Source organism: Micromonospora sp. WMMD980, from assembly GCF_029626035.1.
In the GTDB taxonomy this organism is placed as follows: Bacteria; Actinomycetota; Actinomycetes; order Mycobacteriales; family Micromonosporaceae; genus Micromonospora.
On record NZ_JARUBE010000003.1, the window covers coordinates 2,439,023 to 2,464,438 of the forward strand.

Sequence of the window (25,416 nt, forward strand, 5' to 3'; positions counted from 1 at the left end):
GCTCAGGTGCCGCGGCGGACCAGCTCGGGCGACTCGCTCTCCAGCGGCACCGCGTTGGCCGGGACGAGGCCGAGCTGCACCGCCGGGCGGGGCAGGGCCGCGTCGAGCGCCCAGTCGGCGGCGACGCGCGGCCGGTTGCCGGGCATGGCCAGCAGGTGGTAGCCCCGGGTGACCGCCTTGGCCGGCAGGCCGGACAGCGGCACGTGCAGCGGGTTGGCCGCCGCGTCCTTGCCGCCGAGGTCCACCACCCAGCCCAGGTCGTGGTGCTTGTAGGACTTGCGGGCGCCCTGCCCGTACGAGGCGGCGATGTTGTGCGCGGCCAGCTTGCCCTGTCGCTGGGCGTGCTGCGCGGTCATCGCGCACACCTGCCCGGGCCGGGTCGGGTCCGGGACCGCGGCGGCGTCGCCGCACGCGAACACCTCGGGGTAGCCGGGGACGTTGAGGTACTCGTCGACCACCAGCCGGCCCTTCTCGGTGCGCAGCCCCAGCTCGGCCACGAACGGGTCGGGGCGCACCCCGACGCACCAGATCAGGCTGCACGTGGGGACGTACTCGCCGTCGGTGAGCATCACCCCGTCCGGGGTGGCCTCGCCGACCGAGGTGCCCATCCGCACGTCGACGCCGCGGCGGCGCAGCACCCGGTCGGCGGTGACGGACATCCGCCGGTCCAGCTCGGGCAGCACCCGGGGCGCGACGTCCAGCAGCATCCAGCGGGGCCGGACCCTCAGGTGCGGACGCTGGGCCACCAGCCGGTCGGTGAAGAGCTGCCCGTGCGCCGCGACCTCGGTGCCGGTGTAGCCGGCGCCGACCACCACGAACGTGGTGCGGGCCCGCTGCTCGGCCGGGTCGTCGGTCAGCTCGGCCAGCTCCACCTGGCGGACCACGTGGTCGTGCAGGTAGAGCGCCTCGGGCAGGCCGCGGAAGCCGTGTGCGTACTCGGTCACGCCGGGGATGGGCAGCAGCTTGTTGACGCTGCCGACGGAGAGGATCAACCGGTCGTAAGCGAGCTGGCCGTGGTCACCCTCGGCGGAGCGGTAACCGACCCAGCGGTTCTGCAGGTCCACCCGGTCCGCCTCACCGACGACGACGCGGACGCCGTCGAGGGTGCCGGCGAGCGGCACCGAGATCCGGGTCGGCTCGACCACGCCGGCCGCCACCTCGGGCAGCAGCGGCAGATAGAGGAAGTAGTCCGTCGTGTTCAGCAGGACGATCTCGGCCCGGTCGCGGGCCAGTCGGCGCAACGTCTTGGCCGCGTGGTACCCGGCGAACCCGGCCCCCACGATCACCACACGTGGTTTCGTCATGTCTGCTGCCGTTCCCGGGCAGACCACCGACAAACGTCCCGACCATCCATCCACCTCGGCCGATATGGACATTCCTCGTGATCGGCGCGAGGATGCCGGGATGGGAACCCACGAGACCGCCGAGGGCCGACCCACGAGGTCGACCCGGCGTACCTTCCTCACCGCCTCCGCCGCGGCCACCGCCGCCGCCGTCGCCACCCCGCTCGCCGCGGACCCCGCGTCCGCCGCCGCCCCGCCCGGCCCCGGCCGGCCGGCCCGGCCGCAGCCGCCGGACCGCGAGTCTGACCGCGCTGCTGCGCGAGATGACCGCAGGCGGATCGAGGCCACCGTCCGGCGGCTCGCCGCGTTCGGCACCCGGCACACCCTCTCCAGCCAGGACGATCCGGTACGCGGCATCGGCGCCGCCCGCGACTGGATCCACGCGCAACTCTCCGGGTACGCCGCCGCCTCCGGCGGCCGGATGACCGTCGAACTCCAGTCCTACGTGCAGGAGCCCGCCTCGCGGATCCCGACCGCCACCACCATCACCAACGTGGTGGCCACGCTGCGCGGCGACGTCACGCCCGAGCGGGTGTACGTGGTCACCGGCCACTACGACTCCCGCGCCACCGACGTGATGGACGCTGCGCTGGCAGCGCGGCGCCGAGGAGGACCTGGCCGGTTACGAGGTGGTGTGGCGGGAGACCACCGCCGACCGGTGGCAGAAGGTGCTGCCCGTCGGCGACGTCACCGAGGTGACGATCGACCTGTCCAAGGACAACGTGTTCTTCGGCGTGCGGGCGGTCGACCGGGACGGGCACCGCAGCCCGGTCGCGTTCCCGAGGCCCGGCAGCTGAGGCGACCGCCCGGTCAGGGTGTCGGCGGGGCCGTGATCGCCCAGCGCTCGTGGTCCCGCCACGCGCCGTCGACGAACAGGTAGTCCGGGGAGAAGCCCTCCAGCCGGAACCCGAGACGACGGGCCAGCGTTCTCGACGGCTCGTTGCCCGGCTGGATGTTCGCCTCCAGCCGGTGCAGTCCGAGCGCGTCGAACGCGTACCCGACCACCAGTCGCACGCCGGCCGAGGCGTGACCGGTCCCCGCGTACGGGCGGAACGCGGCGTAGCCGAGGTAACCGCCGCGCAGCGCGCCGAGCACGATGCCGCCGATGTTCGCGTACCCGGCGATCTCCCCGCTGGCCCGGTCGCAGAGCAGGAACCCCTCGCAGTCGCGCCGCCGCACCCTCCGCAGGTACGCCGCGTACCGCTCGGCGTCGTCCGGCGCGGCCAGCCACGGGTGGTGCAGGTCCCGGCTGCGCCGGGCGGCGGCCACCAACTCCGCCTCGTCGGCCGCGCGGGGACGGCGGATCGCGACTCTTCCGTCGCTGCGCAGGTATCTCACGACGCACCACTCTCCCATCCCCGCCGCCCACCCACACCCGCCCCCTCAACCTCCGCCCTTGCTCTGTCGGTGAGGCCACCGGGCCGCGGATCTGGTGCGGAGATGGCGAAGAGGCCCGGGAAGACGGGCGTCCGTCGCCCCGATGTCCGGTTTCGGCGGTTACGCGGTGGTCGGGGTCACGCGCTCGGCGGAATCGGCGCCGGGGCGGGGCGTTATACCTGGCAGACCGCGTGGCGCCCGGCCCCTTGGCCGCCGCCACGTCCGGCGGGAATGACCGGCCACCGGCCGCCGTTACACCCCCGAGCCGCGGAGCAGACCGCACCCGCCCGCGCCGAACCGCCGGGCCCCGAGCACGCCACCCCCGTGGCCGCCGGGCCCAACCCCAGAGACTTCCCCCTCCACGCGCCCGCGCCCCCGCGCGCCCGCGTGACCCCCAACCCCCCTTGGGAGGCACCACCATGGCTACCACCCTGCTGCGTAAGACCGTGCTGACCGCTGCCGGCATCGCCGCCACCACCGGCGGCATCGCCGGACCCGCCATCGCCGCGCACGCCGCCCCCAGCGGCAAGACCACCACCGTGGTCGCCGACCGCAAGGGCCACGGCGAACGGGAACTCGACGTCCGCTACGAAGCCCAGCCCAACTTCTACTACTGCGGCCCCGCCGCCGCCCGCAACGCCATCAGCGTCCTCGGCAAGAACATCGACGTCGACGCCATGGCCAAGGAGATGGGCACCACCGAGGACGGCACCAACAGCATCAACGACATCACCCCCGTACTGAACAAGGAAACCGGCAAGCCCTACCACTCCGTCGAGATCAAGACCCCCAAGGCCGACGACAAGCAGACCGACACCCTGCGCGCCGACATCGTCCGCACCGTCGACGACGGCCGCGCCGTGGTCGCCAACATCGCCGGCACCACCACCGACACGGACGGCGCCACCCACTCCTTCGAAGGCGGCCACTACATCAGCGTCACCGGCTACCGCGACGACGGCCACACCGTCACCATCGCCGACAGCGCCAACCCGAACACCGCCTCCTACCGCATCACCGTCGACAACCTCGCCGACTGGATCGCCACCCGCGGTTACAGCACCAGCTGACACCCACACCCACACCCGCACCGGGCCCGACCCCACCATCCGGGGTCGGGCCCTTCGGCGTATCCAACGGCCGCCTTCCGGTCACCTCGGCGTCACGTCGGCGTCGTCACCCGGCCCTGTCGCTCCACCACGCTGGGTCACGCCGGACGAGCCGGACGACCGACGGAGGACCAGCAGTGACAGCCGAGGAGGCGACGGACCGCCCACCGGCGACCCGCCCCGACGTGAGCGTGATCGTGCCGGTCTACAACACGCTGCGATACCTGCGGCCCTGCCTCGACTCCCTGCTGCGGCAGACCATCGGCGCAGACCGGATGGAGATCGTGGCGGTGGACGACGGGTCCACCGACGGCAGCGGACGGCTGCTGGACCGCCTCGCCGCCCGGCACCCCGGCACCCTGCGGGTGGTCCACCAGCCCAACTCCGGCGGCCCCGCCGCCCCCTGCAACCGTGGGCTGGAACTGGCGACGGGCCGGTACGTCTTCTTCCTCGGCTCCGACGACCGGCTCGGCCCCGAGGCGTTGGAACGGCTGGTGGCCGCCGCCGACCGGTACCGCTCGGACGTGGTGCTCGGCAAGGTCGTCGGCGTCAACGGCCGGCACGTCTTCTCCGACGTGTTCGCCGCCGGCAACGCGGTCGACGTGAGCCTGTTCGACTCGGCGCTGCCGTGGTCGCTGGCGAACACCAAGCTGTTCCGCCGGGACCTCGTCGACCGGCTCGGGTTGCGGTTCCCGGAGGACATGCCGGTGCTCAGCGACCAGCCGTTCACGCTTGCCGCCTGCTACCACGCCCGTCGGATCACGGCGCTCGCCGACTACGACTACTACCATGCGGTGCGCCGGCTGGACGCCCGCAACATCACCTACCACAGCCGCGTCGAGCAGCGCCTGGTCAGCGTGGAACGACTGTTCGCGTTCGTCGACGAGTTGATCCCGGCCGGCGCGCGGCGCGACGCGGTGCTGTGCCGCCACGTCGGGCTGGAGCTGGCCAACCTGGTCGGCGACGACTTCCGCCGGCTGGACCGGCCCACCCAGGAACGGGTGCACGCGACCGTCCGACGCCTGGTCGAGCGATACGTCACCGACGGCCTGCGGGACCGCCTCGACATCGAGGCCCGGCTGCGGCTGGGCGCGGTGACCGGCGGCGTCGACGAGTTGCTGGCCGTCATCGACCAGGACACCCGGACCGGTGTACCGGCCACCGTGGTCGAGGCGGGCCGCTGGCACGCCGGCTACCCGAGCGCCCCGGCGGCCTGGACCGACGTCACCGACGTACGCGCCGACTGGTTGGCGCGGCTGGACGCCGTCGAGGTGAGCTGGGTCGACGGGCAGACCGTCACGGTGACCGCGCGTAGCCCGTACCCCCGGTTCGCCGCGGAGGCCGGGCCGGTGCGGCTGGTGGCCGGCCCGGTCGTCGGCGCCACCCGGCTCGACGCCACCGACCCGACCGGACGGACCGTGCGCACCGACTTCCCGGTCGACCGGCTCCTCGCCGCCAGCGCGGCCAGCGGTCAACGCCACCCGGTTCGCGCCGAGGTGGACGGCGACCAGGGTCGGGGCGGCGCGCCGGTACGCGCGCCCCGACTCGCCGCCGGCCGGCCCCGACTGCTGCGGCACGGCGCCCGGCTGTACGGGGTGGCCGCGACCGTCGACCCGCGCAACGGCCAGCTCGTGCTGTCGGTAGTGCCGGTGACCGTGGCCCAGCTCGTCGGCCGGCTGCGCCGCCGGTTCTCCGGCGCGTCCCGTCCGGCTGTGGCGGGCGTGCCGTCGCGCCTGGGCCCGGCTCCGGCGGCGAGCGCCCCGGAGCGCGCGGGCCAGCACGCCGAGCCGGGTCCGGCGCAGCTCGGCCACCTGACCGCGACGTCCTGACCGCCGCCGGTCAGCGCGGCGCGCGGACGCCCTGCTCCATCGTCATGGGGACCTGGAGGTAGGTGGTGCCGCGCAGGTCCAGCCAGGCCCGTTCGGGGGCGCGGACCAGGCGCACCATCACCCCGGTGCAGGCCGGGCACCGCCCGACCAGGCCCGGTGCGTGCGAGTAGACGTGCAGGCCGGCCATCGGGCCGACCATGCCGCAGTTGTCGCAGCGTCCGGTGGTGGCGCTGAGGTCGACCGCAAGAAGTTCCCGCAGCGGCCCGTCGAGCATGTTGCCGTCCAGGTAGGTCATGTCGGTCATGCGCCCTCCTCGGGGGTCAGCCGGTCGGCCCGAACCGTTCGGTCCGCACCCGCCGGGTCGGGTGGCCCAACCCCACGAGCAGGTCGGCCACGGTCTCCACGAACCCGGTGGGGCCGCAGACGTAGCAGAGCGGTTCCAGGTCCGGCGGCCAGCCGTGGCTGTTCACGTCCGCCAGGCCGATCCGGTGCGGCTCGCCCCGCCAGCCGTCGGGCGCCTGCCGGGTGTAGACGTAGGCGACGTCGAGGCCCTGGTCGTCGCGGGCCCGGCGGCGCAGCTCGTCGGCGTAGATCACGTCGTCGGGGGTGCGCACCGAGTAGATCAGCCGGAACGGGGTCCGACTGCCCGCGGCCCGGCGGGCCCGGGCCATGGCCATCAGCGGCACAACCCCGGAGCCGCCGGCCACCAGCAGCACCGGCGCGGTCTCGTCGGTCCGCCAGACGAACCAGCCGCCGACCGGTCCGCGGACCTCCACCGGGTCGCCCTCGGTCCAGGTGTCGACGAGGTACGGCGACACCTCGCCGTCGGGCACCCGCTGCACGGTCACCTCGATGCGCTCGCCGTCGGCGGGGCCGGCCAGCGAGTACGACCGGGCGGCCTGGTAGCCGTCCGGGGCGGTCAGGCGCACGTCGACGTGCTGCCCGGGCAGGTGGCCGGGCCAGCCGGGCACGTCCAGCAGCAGCGTCTGCGCGGTCGGCGTCTCGATCCGTCGCTCGACCAGCCGGGCCACCCGCCAGGTCAGCGGCGCCACCCGGGCGGCGGTCGGGGCCGCCACCTCAGTCGCCCTGGTAGCGCTGCTCGCGCCACGGGTCGCCGTAGTCGTGGTAACCGGCCGTCTCCCAGAAACCCGGCCGGTCGTCGACGAGCAGCCGGATGCCACGCACCCACTTGGCGGACTTCCACAGGTAGAGGTGCGGCACGAGCAGCCGGGCCGGGCCGCCGTGCTCGGCCGGCAGCGGGCTCCCGTCGTACGTGTGCACCACCCAGGCCCGTCCGCCGCGCAGGTCGTCCAGGGGCAGGTTGGTGGTGTAGCCGCCGTAGGAGTGCGCCAGCGCGTAGCGGGCGTCGGTGTCCACGCCGTCGAGCAGAGTGTCCAGCGAGACGCCCTGCCAGGTGGTGCCGAGTTTGGACCAGCGGGTGACGCAGTGCAGGTCGACCGTGGGCGTGTCCTGCGGCAGGTTCGTCAGCTCGGCCCAGGACCAGCGGTGTTCCACGCCGGTCTCGCTGGTCAGCACGAACTCCCAGGTGTCCGTCGGCACGCGTGGCGTCGGGCCGGCGGAGAGCACCGGGAAGTCCTCGGTGAGGTACTGCCCGGGCGGCAGGTCCGGTGCGGACGAACGGGGCCGGCCCTGGAAGCCCGGCGAGACGATTCCCACCCGTCAGTCCTACCACCCCCAGGGGCGCCCGCACACCGCTTCCCGGGTGCAAGGCGGAGAGCGTTAGGCGGGGCCCCCGCCTTGCGTCTCGTGCACGACGGTGCGGTCGCCGTCGCCGCTGTCGCGGGTCGCGCGCAGGCTGGTGAGGGTGACGATCACCAGGACGCCGACGATCACGCCGAGCGAGGCGAGCGTCGGGATCTCCGGCACGCCCGTCCAGATGCCGTGCGCCCAGTGCAGGCCGAGCTTGAGCCCGATGAACGCCAGGATGACGGCCAGGCCGTAGCTGAGGTGCACCAGCCGGCTCAGCGCCGCGTGCAGCACGAAGTAGAGCGCCCGCAGACCGAGCAGCGCGAACGCGTTGGTCGCGAAGACCAGGTACGGGTCCTCGGTGATGCCGTAGACGGCGGGCACCGAGTCGACCGCGAAGACGATGTCGGTGGCCAGCACCGCGACCACGACCAGCGCGAACGGGGTCAGCGCCCGGCGGCCGTGCTGGCGGGTGGTCATCCGGGTGCCGTGGTATTCCTCGACCACCGGCATGACCCTGCGCAGCAGCTTCACCGACCGCATCTTGTTGATGTCGACCTCCTGCTGGTGCCCGGAGAGGGCGTCGCGCAGCAGCTTCACCGCAGTGGCGATGAGGATGATCGCGAAGAGCAGGAAGGCGAAGTCGAGCGTCTGCAGGGCGGCAGCGCCCAGCGCGATGAAGATCGCCCGCAGCACCAGCGCACCGGCGATGCCGTAGAGCAGCACCCGCTGGGCGAACGCGGCGGGCACCGCGAACGCGGCCAGCAGCAGCATGAAGACGAAGAGGTTGTCGACCGAGAGCGACTTCTCGACCAGGTAGCCGGTGAGGTACTCGATGCCCTGCTGCCCGCCCCAGCGGGACCAGATCCAGGCGCCGAAGGCCAGCGGCAGGGCGATGTAGAAGGCCGACCAGGCGAGTGCCTCGCGGATGGAGACCTCGTGCGGCTTGCGGGTGACCAGGAAGTCCAACACCAGCAGGGCGAGTACGCCGGCGATCGTCACCGCCCAGAGCGTGGGTGTGCCGATCGACGCCAGCTCACCCGCGGACAGGTAGGACACTTCGGTCATGGGGCCTCCTCGAACACCGTGTCATGTTCGAGGTCTCCTTCACCCACGGTTTCGTGGGCAACCACCCGAGGCTCGCCTCCGGGGGCTCGCCGTACTGACCGGAATGGTTCGTGGGAAGTACTCCCCTCGTCAGTCAAGGCTAGGCCAAAAGCGGGCTCGACGCCAAGTCGCGGCGTGGGTGATTGCCCTGGTCAACCGCTGTGCGGCGGGGCGGGGCGTGGCGCCGCCGGGCCCCGGACCCTAGGGTGACGCGGGTGACCAACCACGGACCGTTGACCGGCGTACGGGTGATCGAGCTGGCCGGCATCGGCCCGGGGCCCTTCGCCGCCATGATGCTGGCGGACCTCGGCGCGGACGTGGTGCGCGTCGACCGGGTCGGCGCCGGCGGCTTCGGCGCCTTTCCCGGCGACCTGCTGAACCGCAACCGCCGCTCGGTCGCGTTGGACCTCAAGCACCCGGACGGTCAGGATGTGGTGCGCTCACTGGTGGCCGGCGCGGACGCGCTCGTCGAGGGCTTCCGACCGGGCGTGGCCGAGCGCCTCAACCTCGGCCCGCAGGAGTGCCTCGCCGTGAACCCCCGCCTGGTGTACGGGCGGATGACCGGCTGGGGGCAGGACGGCCCACTCGCCCACACCGCCGGCCACGACATCGACTATCTGGCGCTGACCGGCGCGCTGCACGGGGTGGGTCGGGCCGGTGAGCGTCCGGTGCCGCCGATGAACCTGCTCGGCGACTTCGGCGGCGGCGGCATGATGCTGGCCCTGGGCGTGGTCTCGGCGCTGCACGCGGTGCGCGGCGGGGCGCCCGGCCAGGTGGTCGACGCGGCCATCGTGGACGGCGTGTCGGTGCTGGCCACCCAGGTCCACGCGCTGCGCGGCCTCGGCCTGTGGCAGGACCCGCGCGGGGTGAACCTGCTCGACGGCGGCGCGCCGTTCTACGACACCTACGAGTGCGCCGACGGCCGGTACGTGGCGGTCGGCGCGTTGGAGCCGCAGTTCTACGCCGAGCTGGTCCGGCTGACCGGTTTCCCGCTCGACGGCGACGAGGCCCCGGACCGGGACGACCCGGTGAACTGGCCCGCGTTGCGGGCCGCCTGGGCCCGGCTGTTCCGCACCCGCACCCGCGACGAGTGGACGGAGCTGCTGTCCGGCACCGACGCCTGCGTGGCGCCGGTGCTCGACTGGGCCGAGGCGCCGCGGCATCCGCACCTGGCCGCCCGGGATGTCTTCGTCGCACCGGAGGGAGTCACCCAGCCGGCCCCGGCGCCCCGCTTCTCGGCCACCCCGACCGCGGTGCGCCGCCCGCCGCCGCGGCCCGGTGAGCACACCGACGAGGTGCTGTCCGAGGCCGGCGTGGACCCGGCACGGATCGCCGCGCTGCGCGCCGCCGGCACGATCGGCTGAGCGAGCGCCGCGGATCCCCCGGTCACCATCGCCGCCCTCCTCGCCGCCGATCACTTACCGTAGCCGCCGCTCTTGTCACTCAACGTGGCCATTCGACGCGGACGGCGAACGCCACCCTGGACGCCTTTGCTCTGCAGCCACCGACGCATCGGCCGCTTGAACTGGGCCTTGCGCGCGCGAGGTCCGGTGGCGATCGAGCCAACGTTGTCACGCTACGTGCGTGCTGCGCCGATGGCTGCAGAGCAAAGGCGCTCGCGGGGACATTCGCCGACCGCGAGGTTGGTGACGGAGGGTCTTCGCCTCTGCGCCGGCGCGGCAGCGGACGGTTCCGGCTCCGGCTCCGACAGGTGTCAGCGCCGGCGGGCGGTGGCCGGCGCGAGCGCCGGCTCCACCATGTCCCGGTAGTCGCGGGGCAGCTGCATCACCACGTCGGAGAACTCGCCACCGCTGATCGCCTCGCGCAGCGTGGCGAACACCGCCCGCGCCCCGGCCCGGGCGGTGTTCTCGTCGCAGTCGGCCCGCCGGGCGACCCGGGCGACGAACTCGGCCGCCCCGAACCGTTCGGCCGCCTCGGTGTGCGGGTGCGGGCTGAGCACCCCCCACAGCGGCTTCGGCAGCTGCGCGGCGAGGTCCAGCACCTCACCGCCGGTCAGCCGCTCGGCCAGCGTCTCCAGCGTGGCGGCGGTGAGCGTCGCAGCCCGGTCCTCGGCGGTCCCGGTGTGCCGGGCGACCCGGGAGACGAACGTGTGGTGGTCCATCGGTGGTACCCCCCTTCGGTGCGCGCGGAGCGGCTACCCGCCCTCGCCCGGCGGAAACAGCGGAGATGACGGGCGTGAGCCGCCGCGCGACGGGTAACCGCCGCGCGGTCACGATCCGACGACTGGCGCGAGGAGCCCGACCCATGGCGAGCTATTCGGACGTCCTTGAGTACCTGTCCGCGCTGGACTACCCGGCGGGGAAGGACGACGTCATCCGGGAGGCCGAGCGGGAGGGCGCGCCCCCGGACGTGTTGCGGGCGTTGCGCGCGCTGCCGCCGGTGGACTACGCCAACGGCGTCGAGGTGGCCCGGTCGGCCGGAATCGACGCGGCGCCCGAGGTGGACCGGTCGCAGCGGGCGGCGCAGGCCCGGGACGACCACACGCGCGTCTCGCAGCACCTGCGCGGCATCTGAGCCGCGCGGCGGTGCCCGGTCGCCGACGCGGCCGGGCTCGACGCTGGGCGATGGGCGATGGCGACGGCCGTCGACACGCGGGCGCCCCGGGTCACGAACCGCGACCTGGGGCGCCACGCGACACCTGTTCCTGACGGTCCGCGCCCGAACCGGGTCGCGATCACCAGGTGGTGGATGTTCGCCCGAACCGGGCGGGCATCACTGCCACGATCATCATACGACGCGGCATCGTCCGAACGGATGAACTCCGGAAAAGTGTGTCCGGCGGCACCCCGCGCCCGCGGTGGTCAGCCGCGCACGCCGCCGCTGCGGTCGCGGGCCTTGAGCCGGGTGGTGGGCAGCGCGGGCGCGGGCAGCGGGGGCGCCGCGTCGTCGGCGACCGTGCCGAAGCGGCGATCGGCCGCCCAGTCCTCGCGGGCCGCGGCGATCTCCTCGTGCGAACGGCCGACGAAGTTCCACCACATCACCAGCGGCTCCTCGAACGGTGCGCCGCCGAGCAGCAGCAGCCGGCTGCCGGACGTCGCGCGCACCGTCAGCGCCGTGCGGCCGGTGCCCAGGTAGAGCAACGCGCCGGGGGCGAGCGCCACACCGTCCACGTCGGCCGAGCCGGACATCGCCAGCAGCCCGTACTCGAAGTCGGGGCGCAGCGCCGTCGTGGCCGGCGCCGGCCCCCGCGTCTCGAGCTGCGCGCCGAGCAGCGGGGTGTGCGCGACGGCGGGTGAGCGTTCCCCGCCCAGCTCCCCGACGAGCAGCGTCAGGTCCCAGTCCCCGTCGCGCCACCGGGGCAGCTCGGCGTGGTGGGCGAAGTCGGGGTCACCGGCCCGGGCCGGGTCGGGCAGCGCCACCCAGAGCTGCACGCCGTGCATCAGCGGCGGGTGGACCAGCGGTGAGCGCTCCGAGTGGGCGATGCCCCGCCCGGAGGTCATCACGTTGAGTTGGCCGGGGCGGATCGGCTGCACGTTGCCGAGGCTGTCCCGGTGCAGGATCTCGCCGTCGAGCAGCCAGGTGACCGTCTGAAGCCCGGTGTGCGGGTGCGGCGGCACCTCCATGCCCGGCCGCTCGGCCACGTCGTCCGGGCCGAAGTGGTCGACGAAGCACCACGCGCCGACCATCCGCCGCTGCCGCTGCGGCAGCAGCCGACGCACCGTGGTGTAGCGGCCGAGAGGGACGTCGTGCCCGGGCAGCAGCACGCTGCCCGGGTCGGGAGCGCCGACGCCGGGTGGGAGCGTCTGCGCGGGCAACGATTCGGTACGGTCCACCGCCCGAACTGTACGCTCAGCCGGCGGTGACGCTCACCGCGTTCGCACCGGCCACCAGGTCGAGGTAGAGCCGGTCGGCGGCCCGGTCCCACCCCGGCGAGCTGACCACGTCGCCGGCGGCGATCCCGGCGCGACGCTCGTCGTACAGGGCCAGCGAACCGGCGCCGGAGGCGACCCGCACCCGGGCCGGGGGCCCGCCGGGCACGGTCACGCTCAGCTCGCTGACGCCGCCGGTCATCCGCACGGTGAGGGCGCCGTCGAGCGGGGGCAACCGCAGGTCGGTACGCGAGGCGCCGCCGACCAGCTCGACGCCGGCGAGCCGCGCCGCGCCCAGGTCGAGTTGCTGCTCCCGGACGCCGCCGACCAGGCGCAGCCGCCACGTCAGTCGGGAGTTGAGCACCACCTCGACGGCGGACGGGCCGGGGCGGCCGTTCTCCTGGATCCGCAACCGGACCCGGTCGCCGGCCACCTGCGGACGCGGCGTCACGCCGGCGTCGTCCGGCGTGCCGATCCGGTAGAGGTCGTCACCCAGGTCGGCGGCGCGCAGGGTGAAGCTGGTCAGGCCGTCGGCCAGTTCGAAGTCCGCCCGACGCCGGTCGCCCCGGGGGGCGGTGAGCGTCTCGGTGGCGGCGACCTCGGCCCCGCCGACGCCACCCGAACCGCCGGCGGTGGCGGGCGAGGTGGAGGGCCCGCCGGAGAAGACCACGCCCAGGCGGGCCGGGTTGGACAGGGTGACCGCTACCGCTACCGCGCCGAGCACCACCACCAGCACGGCGGCGGCGACCAGCAGCCGGGCGGTGGCGGACCAGCGTGTGTCGGTCAGGTCAGCGTCGTCCCCGGATGTCGTCATGGTCGTCCCCTCTCGCCGGTCCCCACCCGGTCATACGGCCGGGTCTCCGTCGCGGTTCATTCCACCTCCGGACAGTCGGGCCTGCACCTTGGCGACGCAGGCGGCGAGCGTGGCGTGCGCGTCGAAGCCGAGGCTCTCGATCGCGACCAGCGCGGTGAACGCCACGTCGGCCAACTCGGCGGCCACCTCGTCCCGGGTGTGCGTGACGCCCTTGCGGGGGTTCTGTCCGAGCGCGCCGATCCACGCCGCGGCCACCTCGCCGGTCTCCTCGCCGAGCTTGAGGAGGCGGCAGGTCAACTCCGTGTCGCCGGTGCCGTTGGTGGCGTCCAGCCAGGCGCGGGCGTCGCGGGCCGCGCCCCAGATCATGTCGTCCACCGGTCAAGTGAACCGGACGACGGTCACTATCCGTATCCGGGGGCGGCGCGGGCAACGGTGCCCGGGCCGGGAGGCGGAGGGACGTGTCCGTGATGCCGGAGACCGTCGAGACGGTGTTCGCCCAGGTGGTCGCGCGGAACCCGGGTGAGCCCGAGTTCCACCAGGCGGTCCGGGAGGTGCTGGAGAGCATCGGCCCGGCGCTGCACCGCCACCCGGAGTACGCCGGGGTGGTCGAGCGGGTCTGCGAGCCGGAGCGGCAGGTCATCTTCCGGGTGCCGTGGAAGGACGACAGCGGCCGGGTCCGGGTGAACCGGGGCTTCCGGGTGGAGTTCAACAGCGCGCTCGGCCCGTTCAAGGGCGGACTGAGGTTCCACCCGTCGGTCTACCTGGGCATCGTGAAGTTCCTCGGGTTCGAGCAGATCTTCAAGAACGCGCTGACCGGGCTGCCGATCGGCGGCGGCAAGGGCGGCGCCGACTTCGACCCGAAGGGCCGCTCCGACCGGGAGGTGATGCGGTTCTGCCAGAGCTTCATGACCGAGCTGTACCGGCACATCGGCGCGCAGACCGACGTGCCGGCCGGGGACGTCGGGGTGGGCGGCCGGGAGATCGGCTACCTGTTCGGGCAGTACAAGCGGATCACCAACCGGTACGAGGCCGGGGTGCTCACCGGCAAGGGACTCGCGTACGGGGGCGCGCAGGTGCGCCGGGAGGCGACCGGGTACGGCGCGGTCTTCTTCGCCGAGGAGATGCTCAAGCAGACCGGGGACAGCCTGGACGGCAGGCGGGTGGTGGTGTCCGGCTCCGGCAACGTGGCGATCTACGCCGTGGAGAAGGTGCACCAGCTCGGCGGCACGGTGGTGGCGTGCTCCGACTCGGACGGGTACGTGCTGGACGAGAAGGGCATCGACCTGGCGCTGCTGCGCGAGCTGAAGGAGGAACGCCGGGCCCGCCTCGCCGACTACGCGACGCACGTGCCGCACGCGGTCGCGGTCTCCGGTCGTACCGTCTGGGAGGTGCCCTGCGACGTGGCGCTGCCGTGCGCGACGCAGAACGAGATCGGCGGCGCGGAGGCCGCCGCGCTGGTGGCCGGCGGCTGCGTCGCGGTGGTGGAGGGGGCGAACATGCCCACCACGCCCGAGGCGGTGCGGATCCTCGGGCGGGCCGGGGTGCGGTTCGCGCCGGGCAAGGCGGCCAACGCCGGCGGGGTGGCGGTGAGCGCGCTGGAGATGCAGCAGAACGCCAGCCGCGACTCGTGGACCTTCGCCCGCTCGGAGCAGCGGCTGCGCGAGATCATGCGGGACGTGCACGACCGGTGCTGGGCGACCGCCGAGGAGTACGGCCGGCCCGGCGACTACGTGGCGGGCGCGAACATCAGCGGGCTCCGGCGGGTGGCCGAGGCGATGCTGGCGCACGGTCTGGTGTGACCGGCCACTGTGGCGGGACCGGCTGGCCGACTGGTCGGTCAGTGATTGACAGGTCTCGACCTCGGGCCTACGGTCAGGTCCCTACCGGCCGGTAGGGACCTGTCCCCGGGGAGCAGCGATGCGGACCTCACCCACCCTCCGGCTGCTCGCCGCCGGCGCCGCCCTCGCGCTCGCCCTCGGCCTGGCCGGCGCGGCGCCCGCCGCCGCCGCCGGCCGCGACGACGGCGGCCGGCCGCTGCCCGGCTACACCATCGTCAACCCGCCGCTGCCGCCGCTGGTGGTGGGCGGCGCCGCCACCACCGTCCGACAGGGCGTGCACGCGCACGCCGGTTACGTCGTCGAGGTCCCGGCCCGGTGGAACGGCGACCTGGTGATGTGGGCGCACGGTTACCGCGGCCAGGGCACCGACCTCTCCCCCGAACCGCCCGCCTTCGACCTGCGGCAGCGCCTGCTGGCCCAGGGGTACGCCTGGGCGTCCTCCTCCTACGACCGCAACGGCTACGACATCCGCTCCGGCGTCCTCGGCACCCGGGCGCTCGCGGACCTGTTCGCCCGCACCGTGCGGCGGCCGCACCGGGTGCTGATCGCCGGTGTCTCGATGGGCGGGCACGTGATCGGCCGCTCGCTGGAGCAGTACCCCGGCTTCTACGCCGGCGCGCTGCCGATGTGCGGGGTGCTCGGCGACCAGGAGTTGTTCGACTACTTCCTCGACTACAACCTGGTCGCGCAGGCGCTCACCGGGATACGCGCCTACCCGCCACCGGCCGACTACCTGACGAATGCGGTGCCCCGGATCCAGGTGGCGACCGGGCTGGCCGGCCTCACCCCCACCGGCCCGGACACCACCAACGCGCTCGGCAAGCAACTGCGGGCGGTCACCGTGGCCCGCTCCGGCGGTCCCCGCCCGGGCGCGGACGCCGCGTTCGCGGTGTGGAAGGACTTCCTGTTCGGCATCGCCACCACCGACGGCGGCGACTCGCCCGCGCAACGCCCCGGCCAGCTCGCCACCAACCTGTTCACCCGCTACACCCCGAACCAGCCGGTGAACCTGAACGCCACCGTGCAACGGGTCGCCCCGGAGAACCTGCGCCAGCGGCTGTCGCCGGCCCTGACCGAGGTGCCCCGGATCGCCGGCCGGCCCGGCGTGCCGGTGCTCAGCCTGCACGACCTGGGTGACCTGTTCGTCCCGTTCAGCATGGAGCAGGCGTACGCCCGGGACGCGGCCCGGCACGGGAAGTCCCGGCTGCTGGTACAGCGGGCGGTGCGGGCCGCGCAGCACTGCGAGTTCAGCCCGGCCGAGGCCGGCGCCGCCTGGGACGACCTGACCCGCTGGGTCCGCACCGGCAAGCGCCCGGCCGGCGATCCGGTCACCGACGCGCGGGCGGTGGCGGCGGCCGACTTCGGCTGCCGGTTCAGCGACCCGGCCGCGTGGACCGCCGGCACCGGCACCCGCCGGCTCTACCCGGCGTGTCAGTCCTCGTCCGCGCCGTACCAGCCGCCGCGGTAGACGGTGCCCGGTCGGGGTGGGGCGTCCGGCGTCGCGGCGGTCCGGCGGGACCGGCGCACCCGGCTCACCACGAACCACCCCACCCCGGCCACCACCGCCAGGATCACCACGTTCTGCAACGTGCCCGCGTACGCCTCGACCACGTGCCACTTCTCACCCAGCAGATAGCCGGCGAGCACGAACGCGGTGTTCCAGATCAGGCTGCCCAGCGCGGTGAAGAGCAGGAACACCGGCACCGGCATCCGTTCCACGCCGGCCGGGATCGAGATCAGACTGCGGAAGATCGGAATCATCCGGCCGAAGAACACCGCCTTGACGCCGTGGCGCAGGAACCACGCCTCGGTGCGGTCCACGTCGTCCAGCTTGATCAGCGGCAGCCGCGCGGCCAGGGCCCGCATCCGGTCCCGTCCGAGCGCCGCGCCGACGTAGTAGAGCGCCAGCGCGCCCACCACCGACCCGAGCGTGGTCCACACGATCGCGCCGACCAGGCTCATCCGGCCCTGGCTGGCGGTGAACCCGGCCAGCGGCAGGATGACCTCGCTGGGGATGGGCGGGAACAGGTTCTCCAGGGCCACCGCGAGCCCGGCGCCCGGGCCACCGAGCCGTTCCACCAGGCCGGTGACCCAGCCGACAGGTCCCTCGCCGGCCGGCTCCGTGGCCCGCGCGGCACTCACCCGGGGGCCGGCGAGCAGCTGTGCGTTTCCGATCATCCGACCACGTTACGGGGGCGACCGGTCGACGACCACGGAAAGCGGCGCCGGTTACGCTGCCGCCCATGCGTCCATCCCTGCGGATCGCGGTCGCCCAACCGCTGACCCGCACCGACGACGTGGCGGGCAACGCCGAGCGGCACGCCGCCGCGGTGCGGGCCGCCCGGGCCCGGGTGGTGGTCTTCCCCGAGCTGTCGCTGACCGGGTACGAACTGGCCGCCGCACCGCTGGACCCGAGCGACGACCGCCTCGCCCCGCTGCGGGCGGCCTGCGCCGCGACCGGGACGCTGGCGCTGGCCGGCGCGCCGGTGGCCGGGCCGCACATCGCGGTGCTCGCGGTCGACGGCGACGGCGTGCGGGTGGCGTACCGCGCCGGTGGCGACGTGCTCGCGGAGGCCGAGGTGATGCGGCACCTGCACCGAGCCGGCTTCCCGGTACCCCGTGTGCACCGGGCCGACGGCGCCGATCTGGTGCTCGAGCAGGTCATCGGGCCGACCTTGGTCGAAGCCTGGGTGGCCGGCGACGTCGACGCACCTGCGGGTGCCCGGCTCCTGGTCGACCTACACGCCCGGCTGCACGCGCTGCCGGCACGTCGGTCTGCCGACCGAGCGGTCCGCATTCTGCACCTCGACCTGCACCCGAACAACGTGCTGATGGCCTCCACCGGCCCGGTGGTCATCGACTGGACCGACAGCACCGAGGGCGCGCCCGCGTTGGATCGGGTGATGACCGCTCTCATCCTCGCGGAGGTCGCCGTCGACCGCTCCGGGCCGCTGTCCGGCGCAGCGGGCGAACTGCTCACGGCCTACGTGGCGGCGGCCGGCCCGATGGACCTGCTCACCGAGGCGACTCGGCACCGCGCCGACGGCCGGGCCCCCGATCCCGGCCGGCTGCCCGACGCAGCGGCCTTGGTGGCGGAGACGATCAGCCGGCGGTGACCGGGTCAGCCCTGGTCGCCGCCGCGCAGGCGGTCGTAGGCGTCGAGCAGTTCGCGCAGCGCGGCGGCGGTGGTCCCGTCGAGCTTGTCGTCGTCGACCGCGTCCTCGATCCGCTCGTGCAGGTCCTCGATCCGCTTGGCCCGCTCCTTCGGCCGACCCCGGTCCAGTTCGGTGGCCTTCTTGCGCAGGTCATCGGCGGTCTTGCGGTCGACCAGCCGGACCGCCTGGGCCCGATCCAGCAGGTCGGCGAACCGGTCCCGGAGCTGACGCGCGGTGACCGGCGCGGGCGTCCCGGCCCGGGTCGGCGTCGGTCGGGCGGCGGCCGGCGGGGCGACGGTGCTCGGGCGGCCAGTCGGCGTGGCCACTGGTGCGGCGGTGGGCGACGGGCCGGAGCGGCCGTCGAGCACCAGCGCGCCGACCAGCGCGAGCAGCAGCACGACCGCGCCGACGACCAGCGCCCCGGTCAGCCGGTTCGGCGGCACCTCCGCGCGGACGGCCGGTGACGCGACGCGCGCCAGGGGTCGCTCGACCAGCGTCGGCGGATGGGTCGCCGGGGTCACTGTGGGCAGGATCGCGGTCGGCGGGTCCACCGGGCGTCCCGCGCCGAGCCGGTCGGCCACCTCGGCCGCGGTGGGCCGCCGGGCCCGCGTACACGTCGCCGGCCGGGTGCGTCGGGCCGGGATCGAGCCGTTCCGGGGCGAAGTACGCCGGGGTGCCGGCCAGCGGCTCACCGGCCGGCCCGGCCGACGGGTGCGGCGGGCCGGCCGGTGCGGCGATGCCGAAGTCGAGCACCTTCGCGCCGGTCTCGGTGAGCATCACGTTGGCCGGCTTGACGTCGCGGTGCACCACGTCGATCCGGTGCGCGGCGGCCAGCGCGGCGGCGACCTGCCCGGCCGTGCGGACCGCGTCCGGCCAGGCCAGCGGCCCGCCGGCGAGGCGGTCGGCCAGCGTCCGCCCCGGCACAAGCTCCATCACCAGGTACGGCGTCACCACGCCGCCGGGCAGCGTCGCCTCACCGTAGTCGTACACCTGGGTCACGTGCGGGTGGGTGAGCCGCGCCGCCGCGCGGGCCTCGCGCTGGATGGTGGCGCGCAGGTGCGGGTCGGCGGCGAGCCGGCCGGCGAGCGCCTTGACCGCGACCGGGCGGTGCAGCACCTCGTCGTCGGCGCGCCACACCTCGGACATGCCGCCGAGCCCGATGCGTTCGCGCAGGACGTAGCGGTCGTGCAGCCGGAGGTCGGGCGTGAACGGCGACATGATGCCTCCAGTCTGCCCGGCCGGCCCGCGTCCGCACCAACCGGTGGCCGCTTCGTCCCGGTCCGCCCCGGAGGTCAGCGCTTGCGGGCGACCCCGCCGTACATGCTGACGTCGACCACCGAGGGGCGCGGCTCGGGCTCGCCGTCGGCACGCCACTCGGCCACCGAGCAGACACCCGGCTCGACCAGCTCGAGGCCGTCGAAGAAGCGGACGATCTCGTCCCGAGCGCGCAGGTTGATCACCCCGTGCGGGCCGCCGCCGCGCGCCGCCGCCTTCGCCTCGGCGGCGAGGTGGGCCGGCAGATGGTCGTGGGTGGCGTGCGAGGCGACGAGGTAGCTGCCGGCGGGCAGCGCGTCCAGCAAGCGGGCCACCGTGGCGTAGAGGTCGTCCGTGTCCGGCACGAAGTGCAGCACCGCCACCAGCATCAACGCCACCGGCTGGGTGAGGTCGAGGGTGCGGCCCAGGTCGGGGTGGGCGAGGATCCGCTCCGGGTCGCGCAGGTCGGCGTCGAGGTAGGCGGTGGCGCCCTCGGCAGAGCTGGTGAGCAGCGCCCGGGCATGGGCCAGCACGATCGGGTCGTTGTCGACGTAGACCACCCGGGCGCGCGGGTCGACCGACTGCGCCACCTCGTGGGTGTTGTCCGCGGTCGGGATGCCGGTGCCGATGTCGAGGAACTGGCGGATCCCCACGTCGGCGGCCAGGTGTCGGACCGCACGCCGCAGGAAACGCCGGTTCTCCAGCGCGCTGGTCCGGATGGTCGGGAACGCGGCGGCCATGGCGTCGCCGGACTCGCGGTCGGCCTGGAAGTTGTCCTTGCCGCCGAGCCAGTAGTTGTAACGCCGCGCCGGGTGCACCACCGACGTGTCGATCCGGTCGGCCCGGTGGCCCGACTCGGTCGCCGTGCCGCTCGCTTCGCTGGTCAACGCCGCCTCCACTAGAACGCCACCGTTGTGGGGACGGCGTCCGTCCACTGTCACCGGAACGCGGTCATCGTATCGCCCGACGGCGCTCCGGTCAGGCCGGGTAGAGCTCGTCGCGGATGCGGGCCAGCAGCTCGCGCGTGCGCTCCGGCGGCGCGGCCTCGACGCACAGCCGCTCCATCGCCTCCGCGTAGTAGTCGAGGTCGTCGCGCTTGTCGAGGTAGATGGCGCTGGTCAGCTGCTCGATGTAGACGATGTCGGGCAGGTCCTCGTCGCCGAAGCGCAGGATGCTGAAGGCGCCACTGGCGGCGGCGTGCCCGCCGGCGGTGAACGGGACGATCTGGAGCCGCACGTGCGGCGCGGCGGTCGCCTCGATGAGCGCGTCCAACTGCTCGCGCATCACCGCGGCGCCGCCGATGGGCCGGCGCAGCACGGCCTCGTCCAGCACCGCCCAGAGCTGCGGCGGATCGGCGCGGCGCAACAGCCCCTGGCGCTCCATCCGCAGGTCGACCCGCCGGTCCAGCTCCGCCGGGGCGGCGGCGCGATGCCCGAGCAGGATCACCTCCCGGGCGTACGCCGCGGTCTGCAGCAGGCCGGGCACGAACTGGACCTCGTACGTGCGGATCAGCGCGGCGGCGGCCTCCAGCCCGAGATAGGACTGGAACCAGCTGGGCAGCACGTCGCCGTAGCGGTGCCACCAGCCCGGGCTGTTCGCGTCGCGGGCCAGCTTGAGCAGCGCGGCACGGTCCTCCGGTGCGGCGACTCCGTAGAGCGTGAGCAGATCGGCGACGTCGCGTTCCTTGAAGCCGACCCGGCCCAGCTCCATTCGACTGATCTTGGACTCGGAGGAGCGGATCTCCCAGCCGGCGCTCTCCCGGCTGACCGCGGCGCTCTCCCGCAGGCGACGGAGCTGCGCCCCGAGCAGCATGCGCAACACCGTCGGACCGCTTGTCGGTCCGCCCTCGACGGGCACCGTCGCCACCTGACCGCCCTCGCATCCCGGCTCCCGACCGGGCGCCCTCCCGGCCGACGAGTAAGCATGCCATGAACCGACAGTGAGGTGAACTCCTCCGGTCGGACCAATTAGTCCCGTGTACGGGACGGCGGGATCAGGTGGTCGAAGTCTCCGTCCCGGGCGCCGAGCACGAACGCCGCGATCTCGTCCACCGTGTAGATCAGCGCCGGCCCCTCCGGGTGCCGGGAGTTGCGCACCGCGATCCCGCCGCCGCCGGGCAGCTCGGCCAGCTCGACGCAGTTGCCGCTGGGATTGCTGCGACGGCTCTTCAACCACCGCATCGGGGGCAGGTGAGGCACGGGTACGCCGTTGGGGGGCGATTGCATGGGCGTCCTTCTTCGAAGGCCAGCCGAGGCCGCGGGGAGGAGCGGTGGGTGGCGACGTGTGTCGACTGAGGAGTGAGATGCACGTGCATCTGCTATTGCATCTGCAATGGACTGCGAGCATGATAGCCGAACGTACGGTGTGCCGGGTCGCTCACGTTCGGTGACCCGAACCCGGCCCCCGGATAACGCGCCCGCGCGGCCGGGGACTGTGGTGAGGAGGGCGAGTGCCGGACCCGATGACCGTCGCCTCCGGCATCTCCGCCGCCGGCGCCCTGGTCTCCGCCTGGCAACTGCGTCGGCGGGCCCTACGCGCCGAGGCCGAACTCGAACTGCTCCAGGCCGAGCTGGCCGCCGAGCGGCACGCCGCCAGCCACGATCCGCTGACCGGGCTGCCCAACCGCCGCGCGTTCTTCCGGCTGGCCGCCGCCCTGCTGACCGACCCCGCCGGCCAGCCGCTCGTCGCGGTGGTGCTCGACCTCGACGACTTCAAGCAGGTCAACGACCGCTTCGGGCACGCCGCCGGCGACCAGGTGCTGGTCAGCGTCGCCCAGCGGCTCGCCGCGTTCGCCGGCAACAACCTGGTTGCCCGTCTCGGCGGCGACGAATTCGCCGGCCTGCTGGCCAGCCCCACCGCCGACCGGCGCTGGATCGAGCACGCCACCCGCCGGCTCTACGAGGCGCTCGCCGCGCCGATCCCGTTGGGAAAGCGCAGCATCCGGGTCACCGCCTCGGTCGGGCTCGCCCCGGTCCACAGCCCCACCCAGCTCGCCGACGCGCTGTGCCGCGCCGACGCCGCGATGTACGAGGCGAAGACGCTGGGCGCCGCCCGCGCGCCCCGCCAGCTCGTCGCCGAGCACTGACCGCACCGGTCGGCCGAGCGCGTGGACGCCTCCGGTGTCACCGCTTCACCCCGGCGCCGGTCGACCTGGCCGGCCCGATCGGTCGGGGCGACGACCAGCCGGGCGGTCCGGCCGGTCGACGCGGCCCGGGTCAGCGCCAGCCGTAGCCGGCGCGCAGCGCCTGCCCGACCCGGTCGAACCGGGGCCGGTCGAGCACCGCGCCCTCGCGGCGGATGCTGTCCTCGCGCATGGTGAGCACCCGGTCCAGGCGGACCCAGCTGGGCCGCTTCTCCCGGTCCCACTCCCCCGGGCCGAGCGACAGCCAGTGTCGCTGGCCGTCCCGCTCACCCTGGCTGGAGAGCATCAGCCCGAACAGGGTGCGGCTGTGCCGGCCCACCACCAGCACCGGCCGGTCCTTGCCCTGCCGGGGGTCGTCCTCGTAGGGCACCCAGGTCCAGACGATCTCGCCCGGGTCCGCCTGCCCGTCCGGCTCCGGCGCGTACGACAACTCGCGACGCTGCAACGCGCTGACCTGACGCCGACGCGCGACCTGGGCGGGAATCGGCCCGCCAGGGCGGGCGGGCGCGGCGGCGCCCCCGGTGATCCGACCGAGCCGGGACGCCACGTTCCTCAACAGACCTGCCACGGCGGGCAGCCTATCCCGCCCCGCGCCCGGGGGAATCCGGTGGCGGTCGTGCCGTCGGGTTCGCCACCATGCCCCGGTGACCGTTCCTCGCCACCAGATTCGCGCCGCCTTCACCGACGACACCGTCACCGTCTACCAGGCGTACCCGCCGGAGATCGCCGGAGCGGCGCTGGCCGCCGGCCGGTTCGTGCCGCCGTTCAAGCGGGAGCGGATGACCTGGATCAAGCCCTCGTTCCGGTGGATGATGTACCGCTGCGGTTGGGCGCTCAAGCCCGGGCAGGAGCGGGTGCTCGCGGTCGAGATCAGCCGGGCCGGCTTCGAGTGGGCGCTCGGGCACGCCTGCCTCAGCAGCCACGACCTCCGCCGGCTCCTGGACCGGGACGCCTGGCGCCGTTTGTTGCGGACCAGCCCGGTGCGGGTGCAGTGGGACCCGGAACGATCGCTGCGGCTGGCCCCGCTGCCCCACCGGTCGGTGCAGGTGGGCCTCTCCGGCGAGGCGGTCCGGCGGTACGTCGACGAGTGGCTGGTCGGGCTCACCGACGTCACCGTGCTGGCCCGTACGGTGCACGACCGGCTCACCACCGGTGACGAGGCGGGCGCGGCGGCGCTGCTTCCGGTCGAGCGGCCGTACCCTCTCCCGCCCGAGGTGGCTCGGGCGGTCGACGCCGACTGACCGCCGGGACCGGCACCACGGGCCGGGTCCCGCCCCGCGGCGGGCCGACAGCTCGGTCGGCCGGCGCGCCGGCGGTCGCCGCGTCGGCCACGCCGGGCGGCCATGCCGGGCGGCCACGCCGGGCGGCCACGCCGGGCGGTCAGGCCGGGCGGCGGGCCAGGGCGAGCGTGGTGCGCAGGTCCAGCACGACGGTGCCGCCGAAGCCGTCGACCGCCGCGCCGACCGCGGCGCGCACCCGCTCGCGCAGCTCGGGCGGGCGGCGAAGCTGCGGCGAGAACGTGTCGACCAGTCGCAGGTAGGCCGCGGTGTCCAGCGGCACCGCCCGGCGGAACCGGAACAACCGCAGGTCGGTGAAGCAGCCACTGTCGGCGATGTCGTCGTGGAACCAACCGTCGGGACGGTCTCCCCGGCCGGCGGGATCGGCGGAGGTGAACGCAGCCCGAATCGCCTCCGCCTGCTCCGCCTCGACGTAGGCGTAGCGGTGGCCGAGAACGGCGAGCGTGCCGCCGGGGCGCAGCGCGTCCCGGGCGTGCTGGTTGCGGGTGGCCGGGTCGAGCCAGTGCCACGCCATCGCGCAGGCCAACGCCGCCACGCCGCCGGCCGGCGGGCTCCACTGCTCGAAGCTCGCCGTCACCACCTCCACGTCCGGAAATCGCTGGGCGAGCACCCGGGCCATCCGGACGTCCGGCTCGACGCAGGTCGTGGCCGCGCCGAGGGCGAGCAGCACGGCGGTGGCCAGACCGGTGCCGGCGCCGACCTCGACCAGGGTGTCGGGTGACCCGCCGTGGTAGGCGCGGATGGCGTCGGCGATCTCGACCGGATAGCCCGGTCGCGCCTCGTGATAGATGTCGGCGGTCTCCCCGAAAAGCTGCGACATGCCGCCATCCTCCCCGATCCCCGCGATGTCGGATGCCCGTCACGCGCCGCGCGCCCGTCGGCCGCCCCCGGACCGCGACGATGGACCGGCGACGGCGGGCGGAGGGGCGACCATGGGCGGGTTCCTGCAGGCACTGGTCACGAAGCTGGCCGAGGAGTTGCTGAAGCTGCTCGTCGAGTGGCTCGCCCCGAGGGTGCTGCGGTCGGTGCCGCACCTCGCGCCGCCGGGCTGCCCACGCTGCGGCGGGTACGGGGTGGCCCGGTGGGCGCCGCGTCAGGCGACGGCGGTGTTCGTGCTCGCCCTGCTGGCGTTCGCCTGGGGATTCGCCGCGACGCTGCTCGGCGTACCGGTGGTAGTGCTCCTGGTCGCGCTCGGGGTGCGTACCGCGTGGGCGGGTGACCTGGCGGCGGCGCTGCCCGGCCTGGCCGCGCCGCTGGGTCTGGTGGCGTCCGGCGCGGTGACGATCGCGGGCGCCGCCGGGATGGCCTGGTACCACAGCTTTCCGCCGCGGCTCTGCCGGCGCTGCCACGGCCGGTGGCCGCGCCGGGACCGGGCGGAGTACCTGCGCGTGGTGCGGTCAGTGGTCTTCGCCTGCCGGTGCGGCCAGCGGTTACGCGCTCCGGGCACGCCGGCCGGCGTGCGGGTGCGCTGCCCCCGCTGCGGCGCCGAACGGGCCGCGCCGATCGTGCGGCCCGGCGCCAAGCGGGTCCCGTTCCTCTACCACAGGCGTTAAGCGGGGGCCCCTCCTTACGCTGTGGGCCGGCTGCCGGAGCTGTTGCCGGCGACGTGCCGG

General features: G+C 74.4%; 27 protein-coding genes and 2 pseudogenes. 11 read left to right on the top strand and 18 right to left on the bottom strand.

The window, feature by feature from the left end; all coding sequences use genetic code 11:
* Positions 1-2 precede the first annotated feature (2 nt).
* Entirely contained in the window at positions 3-1,304 is a 1,302-nt protein-coding gene (locus O7618_RS11845; RefSeq protein WP_278106105.1) for an NAD(P)/FAD-dependent oxidoreductase, read from the bottom strand.
* Positions 1,305-1,972: 668 nt separating this feature from the next.
* Between O7618_RS11845 and O7618_RS11850 the strand changes: the two genes are divergently transcribed.
* Entirely contained in the window at positions 1,973-2,140 is a 168-nt protein-coding gene (locus tag O7618_RS11850; protein WP_278106106.1) for a hypothetical protein, read from the top strand.
* Between the two features lie 13 nt (positions 2,141-2,153).
* Here the strand turns inward: O7618_RS11850 and O7618_RS11855 are convergent, their stop codons facing one another.
* Positions 2,154-2,681 (bottom strand): GNAT family protein, encoded by a 528-nt coding sequence (locus O7618_RS11855; RefSeq protein WP_278106107.1) that lies wholly within the window; start codon positions 2,679-2,681, stop codon positions 2,154-2,156.
* A gap of 458 nt (positions 2,682-3,139) precedes the next feature.
* Here O7618_RS11855 and O7618_RS11860 point away from each other — a divergent pair, with 458 nt between their 5' ends.
* Positions 3,140-3,790: a C39 family peptidase gene (locus O7618_RS11860; RefSeq protein ID WP_278106108.1), complete on the top strand. Its 651-nt coding sequence runs from the start codon at positions 3,140-3,142 to the stop codon at positions 3,788-3,790.
* Positions 3,791-3,966: 176 nt separating this feature from the next.
* Entirely contained in the window at positions 3,967-5,658 is a 1,692-nt protein-coding gene (locus O7618_RS11865) for a glycosyltransferase family 2 protein (RefSeq protein WP_278106109.1), read from the top strand.
* A 10-nt stretch (positions 5,659-5,668) separates the two neighbouring features.
* On the opposite strand, the gene O7618_RS11870 is transcribed toward O7618_RS11865, so the two are convergent.
* From O7618_RS11870 to O7618_RS11885, 4 genes are all read right to left on the bottom strand, one after another.
* The gene (locus O7618_RS11870; RefSeq protein ID WP_181568030.1) at positions 5,669-5,962 is read right to left on the bottom strand and encodes a DUF6510 family protein; all 294 of its coding nucleotides are present in this window, start codon (positions 5,960-5,962) and stop codon (positions 5,669-5,671) included.
* Positions 5,963-5,978: 16 nt separating this feature from the next.
* On the bottom strand, positions 5,979-6,734 hold the full coding sequence (locus tag O7618_RS11875) for a ferredoxin reductase (RefSeq protein WP_278106110.1): 756 nt from the start codon (positions 6,732-6,734) through the stop codon (positions 5,979-5,981).
* Position 6,735: 1 nt separating this feature from the next.
* Positions 6,736-7,335, bottom strand: coding sequence for a sulfite oxidase-like oxidoreductase (locus tag O7618_RS11880; RefSeq protein ID WP_278106111.1), 600 nt, complete (start codon positions 7,333-7,335; stop codon positions 6,736-6,738).
* A 63-nt stretch (positions 7,336-7,398) separates the two neighbouring features.
* Positions 7,399-8,433, bottom strand: coding sequence for a TerC/Alx family metal homeostasis membrane protein (locus O7618_RS11885; RefSeq protein WP_278106112.1), 1,035 nt, complete (start codon positions 8,431-8,433; stop codon positions 7,399-7,401).
* A gap of 245 nt (positions 8,434-8,678) precedes the next feature.
* Between O7618_RS11885 and O7618_RS11890 the strand changes: the two genes are divergently transcribed.
* The gene (locus O7618_RS11890) at positions 8,679-9,836 is read left to right on the top strand and encodes a CaiB/BaiF CoA-transferase family protein (RefSeq protein ID WP_278106113.1); all 1,158 of its coding nucleotides are present in this window, start codon (positions 8,679-8,681) and stop codon (positions 9,834-9,836) included.
* Positions 9,837-10,186: 350 nt separating this feature from the next.
* On the opposite strand, the gene O7618_RS11895 is transcribed toward O7618_RS11890, so the two are convergent.
* Positions 10,187-10,594 (bottom strand): DUF2267 domain-containing protein, encoded by a 408-nt coding sequence (locus O7618_RS11895; protein ID WP_278106114.1) that lies wholly within the window; start codon positions 10,592-10,594, stop codon positions 10,187-10,189.
* Between the two features lie 143 nt (positions 10,595-10,737).
* Between O7618_RS11895 and O7618_RS11900 the strand changes: the two genes are divergently transcribed.
* Positions 10,738-11,007 carry a DUF2795 domain-containing protein gene (locus O7618_RS11900; RefSeq protein ID WP_278106115.1) on the top strand — a complete coding sequence of 90 codons (270 nt, stop codon included), beginning with the start codon at positions 10,738-10,740 and terminating at the stop codon, positions 11,005-11,007.
* Between the two features lie 287 nt (positions 11,008-11,294).
* Here the strand turns inward: O7618_RS11900 and O7618_RS11905 are convergent, their stop codons facing one another.
* The 3 genes from O7618_RS11905 to O7618_RS11915 are packed head-to-tail and all read right to left on the bottom strand — an operon-like array spanning position 11,295 to position 13,491.
* Positions 11,295-12,266, bottom strand: coding sequence for a pirin family protein (locus tag O7618_RS11905; protein ID WP_278106116.1), 972 nt, complete (start codon positions 12,264-12,266; stop codon positions 11,295-11,297).
* A gap of 16 nt (positions 12,267-12,282) precedes the next feature.
* Positions 12,283-13,116: a hypothetical protein gene (locus tag O7618_RS11910; protein ID WP_278106117.1), complete on the bottom strand. Its 834-nt coding sequence runs from the start codon at positions 13,114-13,116 to the stop codon at positions 12,283-12,285.
* A gap of 30 nt (positions 13,117-13,146) precedes the next feature.
* Complete coding sequence (locus tag O7618_RS11915; protein ID WP_278106118.1) at positions 13,147-13,491, bottom strand: MazG-like family protein; 345 nt, start codon at positions 13,489-13,491, stop codon at positions 13,147-13,149.
* Between the two features lie 92 nt (positions 13,492-13,583).
* Between O7618_RS11915 and gdhA the strand changes: the two genes are divergently transcribed.
* Together gdhA and O7618_RS11925 are read left to right on the top strand one after the other, a co-directional pair.
* On the top strand, positions 13,584-14,915 hold the full coding sequence (gene gdhA / locus O7618_RS11920; protein ID WP_278109981.1) for an NADP-specific glutamate dehydrogenase: 1,332 nt from the start codon (positions 13,584-13,586) through the stop codon (positions 14,913-14,915).
* Positions 14,916-15,033: 118 nt separating this feature from the next.
* Positions 15,034-16,422 (top strand): hypothetical protein, encoded by a 1,389-nt coding sequence (locus tag O7618_RS11925; RefSeq protein WP_278106119.1) that lies wholly within the window; start codon positions 15,034-15,036, stop codon positions 16,420-16,422.
* Here O7618_RS11925 and O7618_RS11930 read toward each other — a convergent pair.
* Positions 16,386-17,132, bottom strand: a complete 747-nt coding sequence (locus O7618_RS11930) for a DedA family protein (RefSeq protein ID WP_278106120.1) — start codon at positions 17,130-17,132, stop codon at positions 16,386-16,388. The two genes, O7618_RS11925 and O7618_RS11930, sit on opposite strands and share 37 nt — an antisense overlap.
* Positions 17,133-17,197: 65 nt before the next feature.
* Between O7618_RS11930 and O7618_RS11935 the strand changes: the two are divergent.
* Positions 17,198-17,860: pseudogene (locus O7618_RS11935) on the top strand (phosphotransferase); the annotation flags it as partial.
* A 215-nt stretch (positions 17,861-18,075) separates the two neighbouring features.
* Here the strand turns inward: O7618_RS11935 and O7618_RS32205 are convergent.
* The 5 genes and pseudogenes from O7618_RS32205 to O7618_RS11955 form a co-directional block, all read right to left on the bottom strand.
* Positions 18,076-18,690: a hypothetical protein gene (locus tag O7618_RS32205; RefSeq protein ID WP_347405436.1), complete on the bottom strand. Its 615-nt coding sequence runs from the start codon at positions 18,688-18,690 to the stop codon at positions 18,076-18,078.
* Between the two features lie 85 nt (positions 18,691-18,775).
* Positions 18,776-19,327: pseudogene (locus tag O7618_RS32210) on the bottom strand (serine/threonine-protein kinase); the annotation flags it as partial.
* A gap of 74 nt (positions 19,328-19,401) precedes the next feature.
* Positions 19,402-20,250 carry an SAM-dependent methyltransferase gene (locus tag O7618_RS11945; RefSeq protein ID WP_278106122.1) on the bottom strand — a complete coding sequence of 283 codons (849 nt, stop codon included), beginning with the start codon at positions 20,248-20,250 and terminating at the stop codon, positions 19,402-19,404.
* 91 nt (positions 20,251-20,341) lie between these two features.
* Positions 20,342-21,229: a helix-turn-helix transcriptional regulator gene (locus tag O7618_RS11950; protein ID WP_278106123.1), complete on the bottom strand. Its 888-nt coding sequence runs from the start codon at positions 21,227-21,229 to the stop codon at positions 20,342-20,344.
* A gap of 101 nt (positions 21,230-21,330) precedes the next feature.
* Positions 21,331-21,588, bottom strand: coding sequence for a DUF397 domain-containing protein (locus tag O7618_RS11955; protein ID WP_181568014.1), 258 nt, complete (start codon positions 21,586-21,588; stop codon positions 21,331-21,333).
* A 224-nt stretch (positions 21,589-21,812) separates the two neighbouring features.
* On the opposite strand from O7618_RS11955, the gene O7618_RS11960 reads away from it, so the two are divergent.
* Positions 21,813-22,448 (top strand): GGDEF domain-containing protein, encoded by a 636-nt coding sequence (locus tag O7618_RS11960; protein WP_278106124.1) that lies wholly within the window; start codon positions 21,813-21,815, stop codon positions 22,446-22,448.
* Between the two features lie 130 nt (positions 22,449-22,578).
* Here the strand turns inward: O7618_RS11960 and O7618_RS11965 are convergent, their stop codons facing one another.
* Positions 22,579-23,073: a type II toxin-antitoxin system PemK/MazF family toxin gene (locus O7618_RS11965; protein ID WP_269692240.1), complete on the bottom strand. Its 495-nt coding sequence runs from the start codon at positions 23,071-23,073 to the stop codon at positions 22,579-22,581.
* 76 nt (positions 23,074-23,149) lie between these two features.
* On the opposite strand from O7618_RS11965, the gene O7618_RS11970 reads away from it, so the two are divergent.
* Positions 23,150-23,746 carry a DUF4291 domain-containing protein gene (locus O7618_RS11970; RefSeq protein WP_278106125.1) on the top strand — a complete coding sequence of 199 codons (597 nt, stop codon included), beginning with the start codon at positions 23,150-23,152 and terminating at the stop codon, positions 23,744-23,746.
* Positions 23,747-23,885: 139 nt separating this feature from the next.
* Here O7618_RS11970 and O7618_RS11975 read toward each other — a convergent pair whose 3' ends face one another.
* Positions 23,886-24,623 carry a class I SAM-dependent methyltransferase gene (locus O7618_RS11975; protein ID WP_278106126.1) on the bottom strand — a complete coding sequence of 246 codons (738 nt, stop codon included), beginning with the start codon at positions 24,621-24,623 and terminating at the stop codon, positions 23,886-23,888.
* Between the two features lie 112 nt (positions 24,624-24,735).
* Between O7618_RS11975 and O7618_RS11980 the strand changes: the two genes are divergently transcribed.
* Positions 24,736-25,356, top strand: a complete 621-nt coding sequence (locus O7618_RS11980) for a hypothetical protein (RefSeq protein WP_278106127.1) — start codon at positions 24,736-24,738, stop codon at positions 25,354-25,356.
* Positions 25,357-25,416 lie beyond the last annotated feature (60 nt).

Coding starts and splice junctions, on each gene's coding strand:
- O7618_RS11860 (WP_278106108.1), top strand. CDS start 3,140: ATGGCTACCACCCTGCTGCGTAAGACCGTGCTGACCGCTGCCGGCATC.
- O7618_RS11885 (WP_278106112.1), bottom strand. CDS start 8,433: ATGACCGAAGTGTCCTACCTGTCCGCGGGTGAGCTGGCGTCGATCGGC.
- O7618_RS11900 (WP_278106115.1), top strand. CDS start 10,738: ATGGCGAGCTATTCGGACGTCCTTGAGTACCTGTCCGCGCTGGACTAC.
- O7618_RS11870 (WP_181568030.1), bottom strand. CDS start 5,962: ATGACCGACATGACCTACCTGGACGGCAACATGCTCGACGGGCCGCTG.
- O7618_RS11955 (WP_181568014.1), bottom strand. CDS start 21,588: ATGCAATCGCCCCCCAACGGCGTACCCGTGCCTCACCTGCCCCCGATG.
- O7618_RS11925 (WP_278106119.1), top strand. CDS start 15,034: ATGCGGACCTCACCCACCCTCCGGCTGCTCGCCGCCGGCGCCGCCCTC.
- O7618_RS11930 (WP_278106120.1), bottom strand. CDS start 17,132: ATGATCGGAAACGCACAGCTGCTCGCCGGCCCCCGGGTGAGTGCCGCG.
- O7618_RS11975 (WP_278106126.1), bottom strand. CDS start 24,623: ATGTCGCAGCTTTTCGGGGAGACCGCCGACATCTATCACGAGGCGCGA.
- gdhA (WP_278109981.1), top strand. CDS start 13,584: ATGCCGGAGACCGTCGAGACGGTGTTCGCCCAGGTGGTCGCGCGGAAC.
- O7618_RS11845 (WP_278106105.1), bottom strand. CDS start 1,304: ATGACGAAACCACGTGTGGTGATCGTGGGGGCCGGGTTCGCCGGGTAC.
- O7618_RS11910 (WP_278106117.1), bottom strand. CDS start 13,116: ATGACGACATCCGGGGACGACGCTGACCTGACCGACACACGCTGGTCC.
- O7618_RS11980 (WP_278106127.1), top strand. CDS start 24,736: ATGGGCGGGTTCCTGCAGGCACTGGTCACGAAGCTGGCCGAGGAGTTG.
- O7618_RS11895 (WP_278106114.1), bottom strand. CDS start 10,594: ATGGACCACCACACGTTCGTCTCCCGGGTCGCCCGGCACACCGGGACC.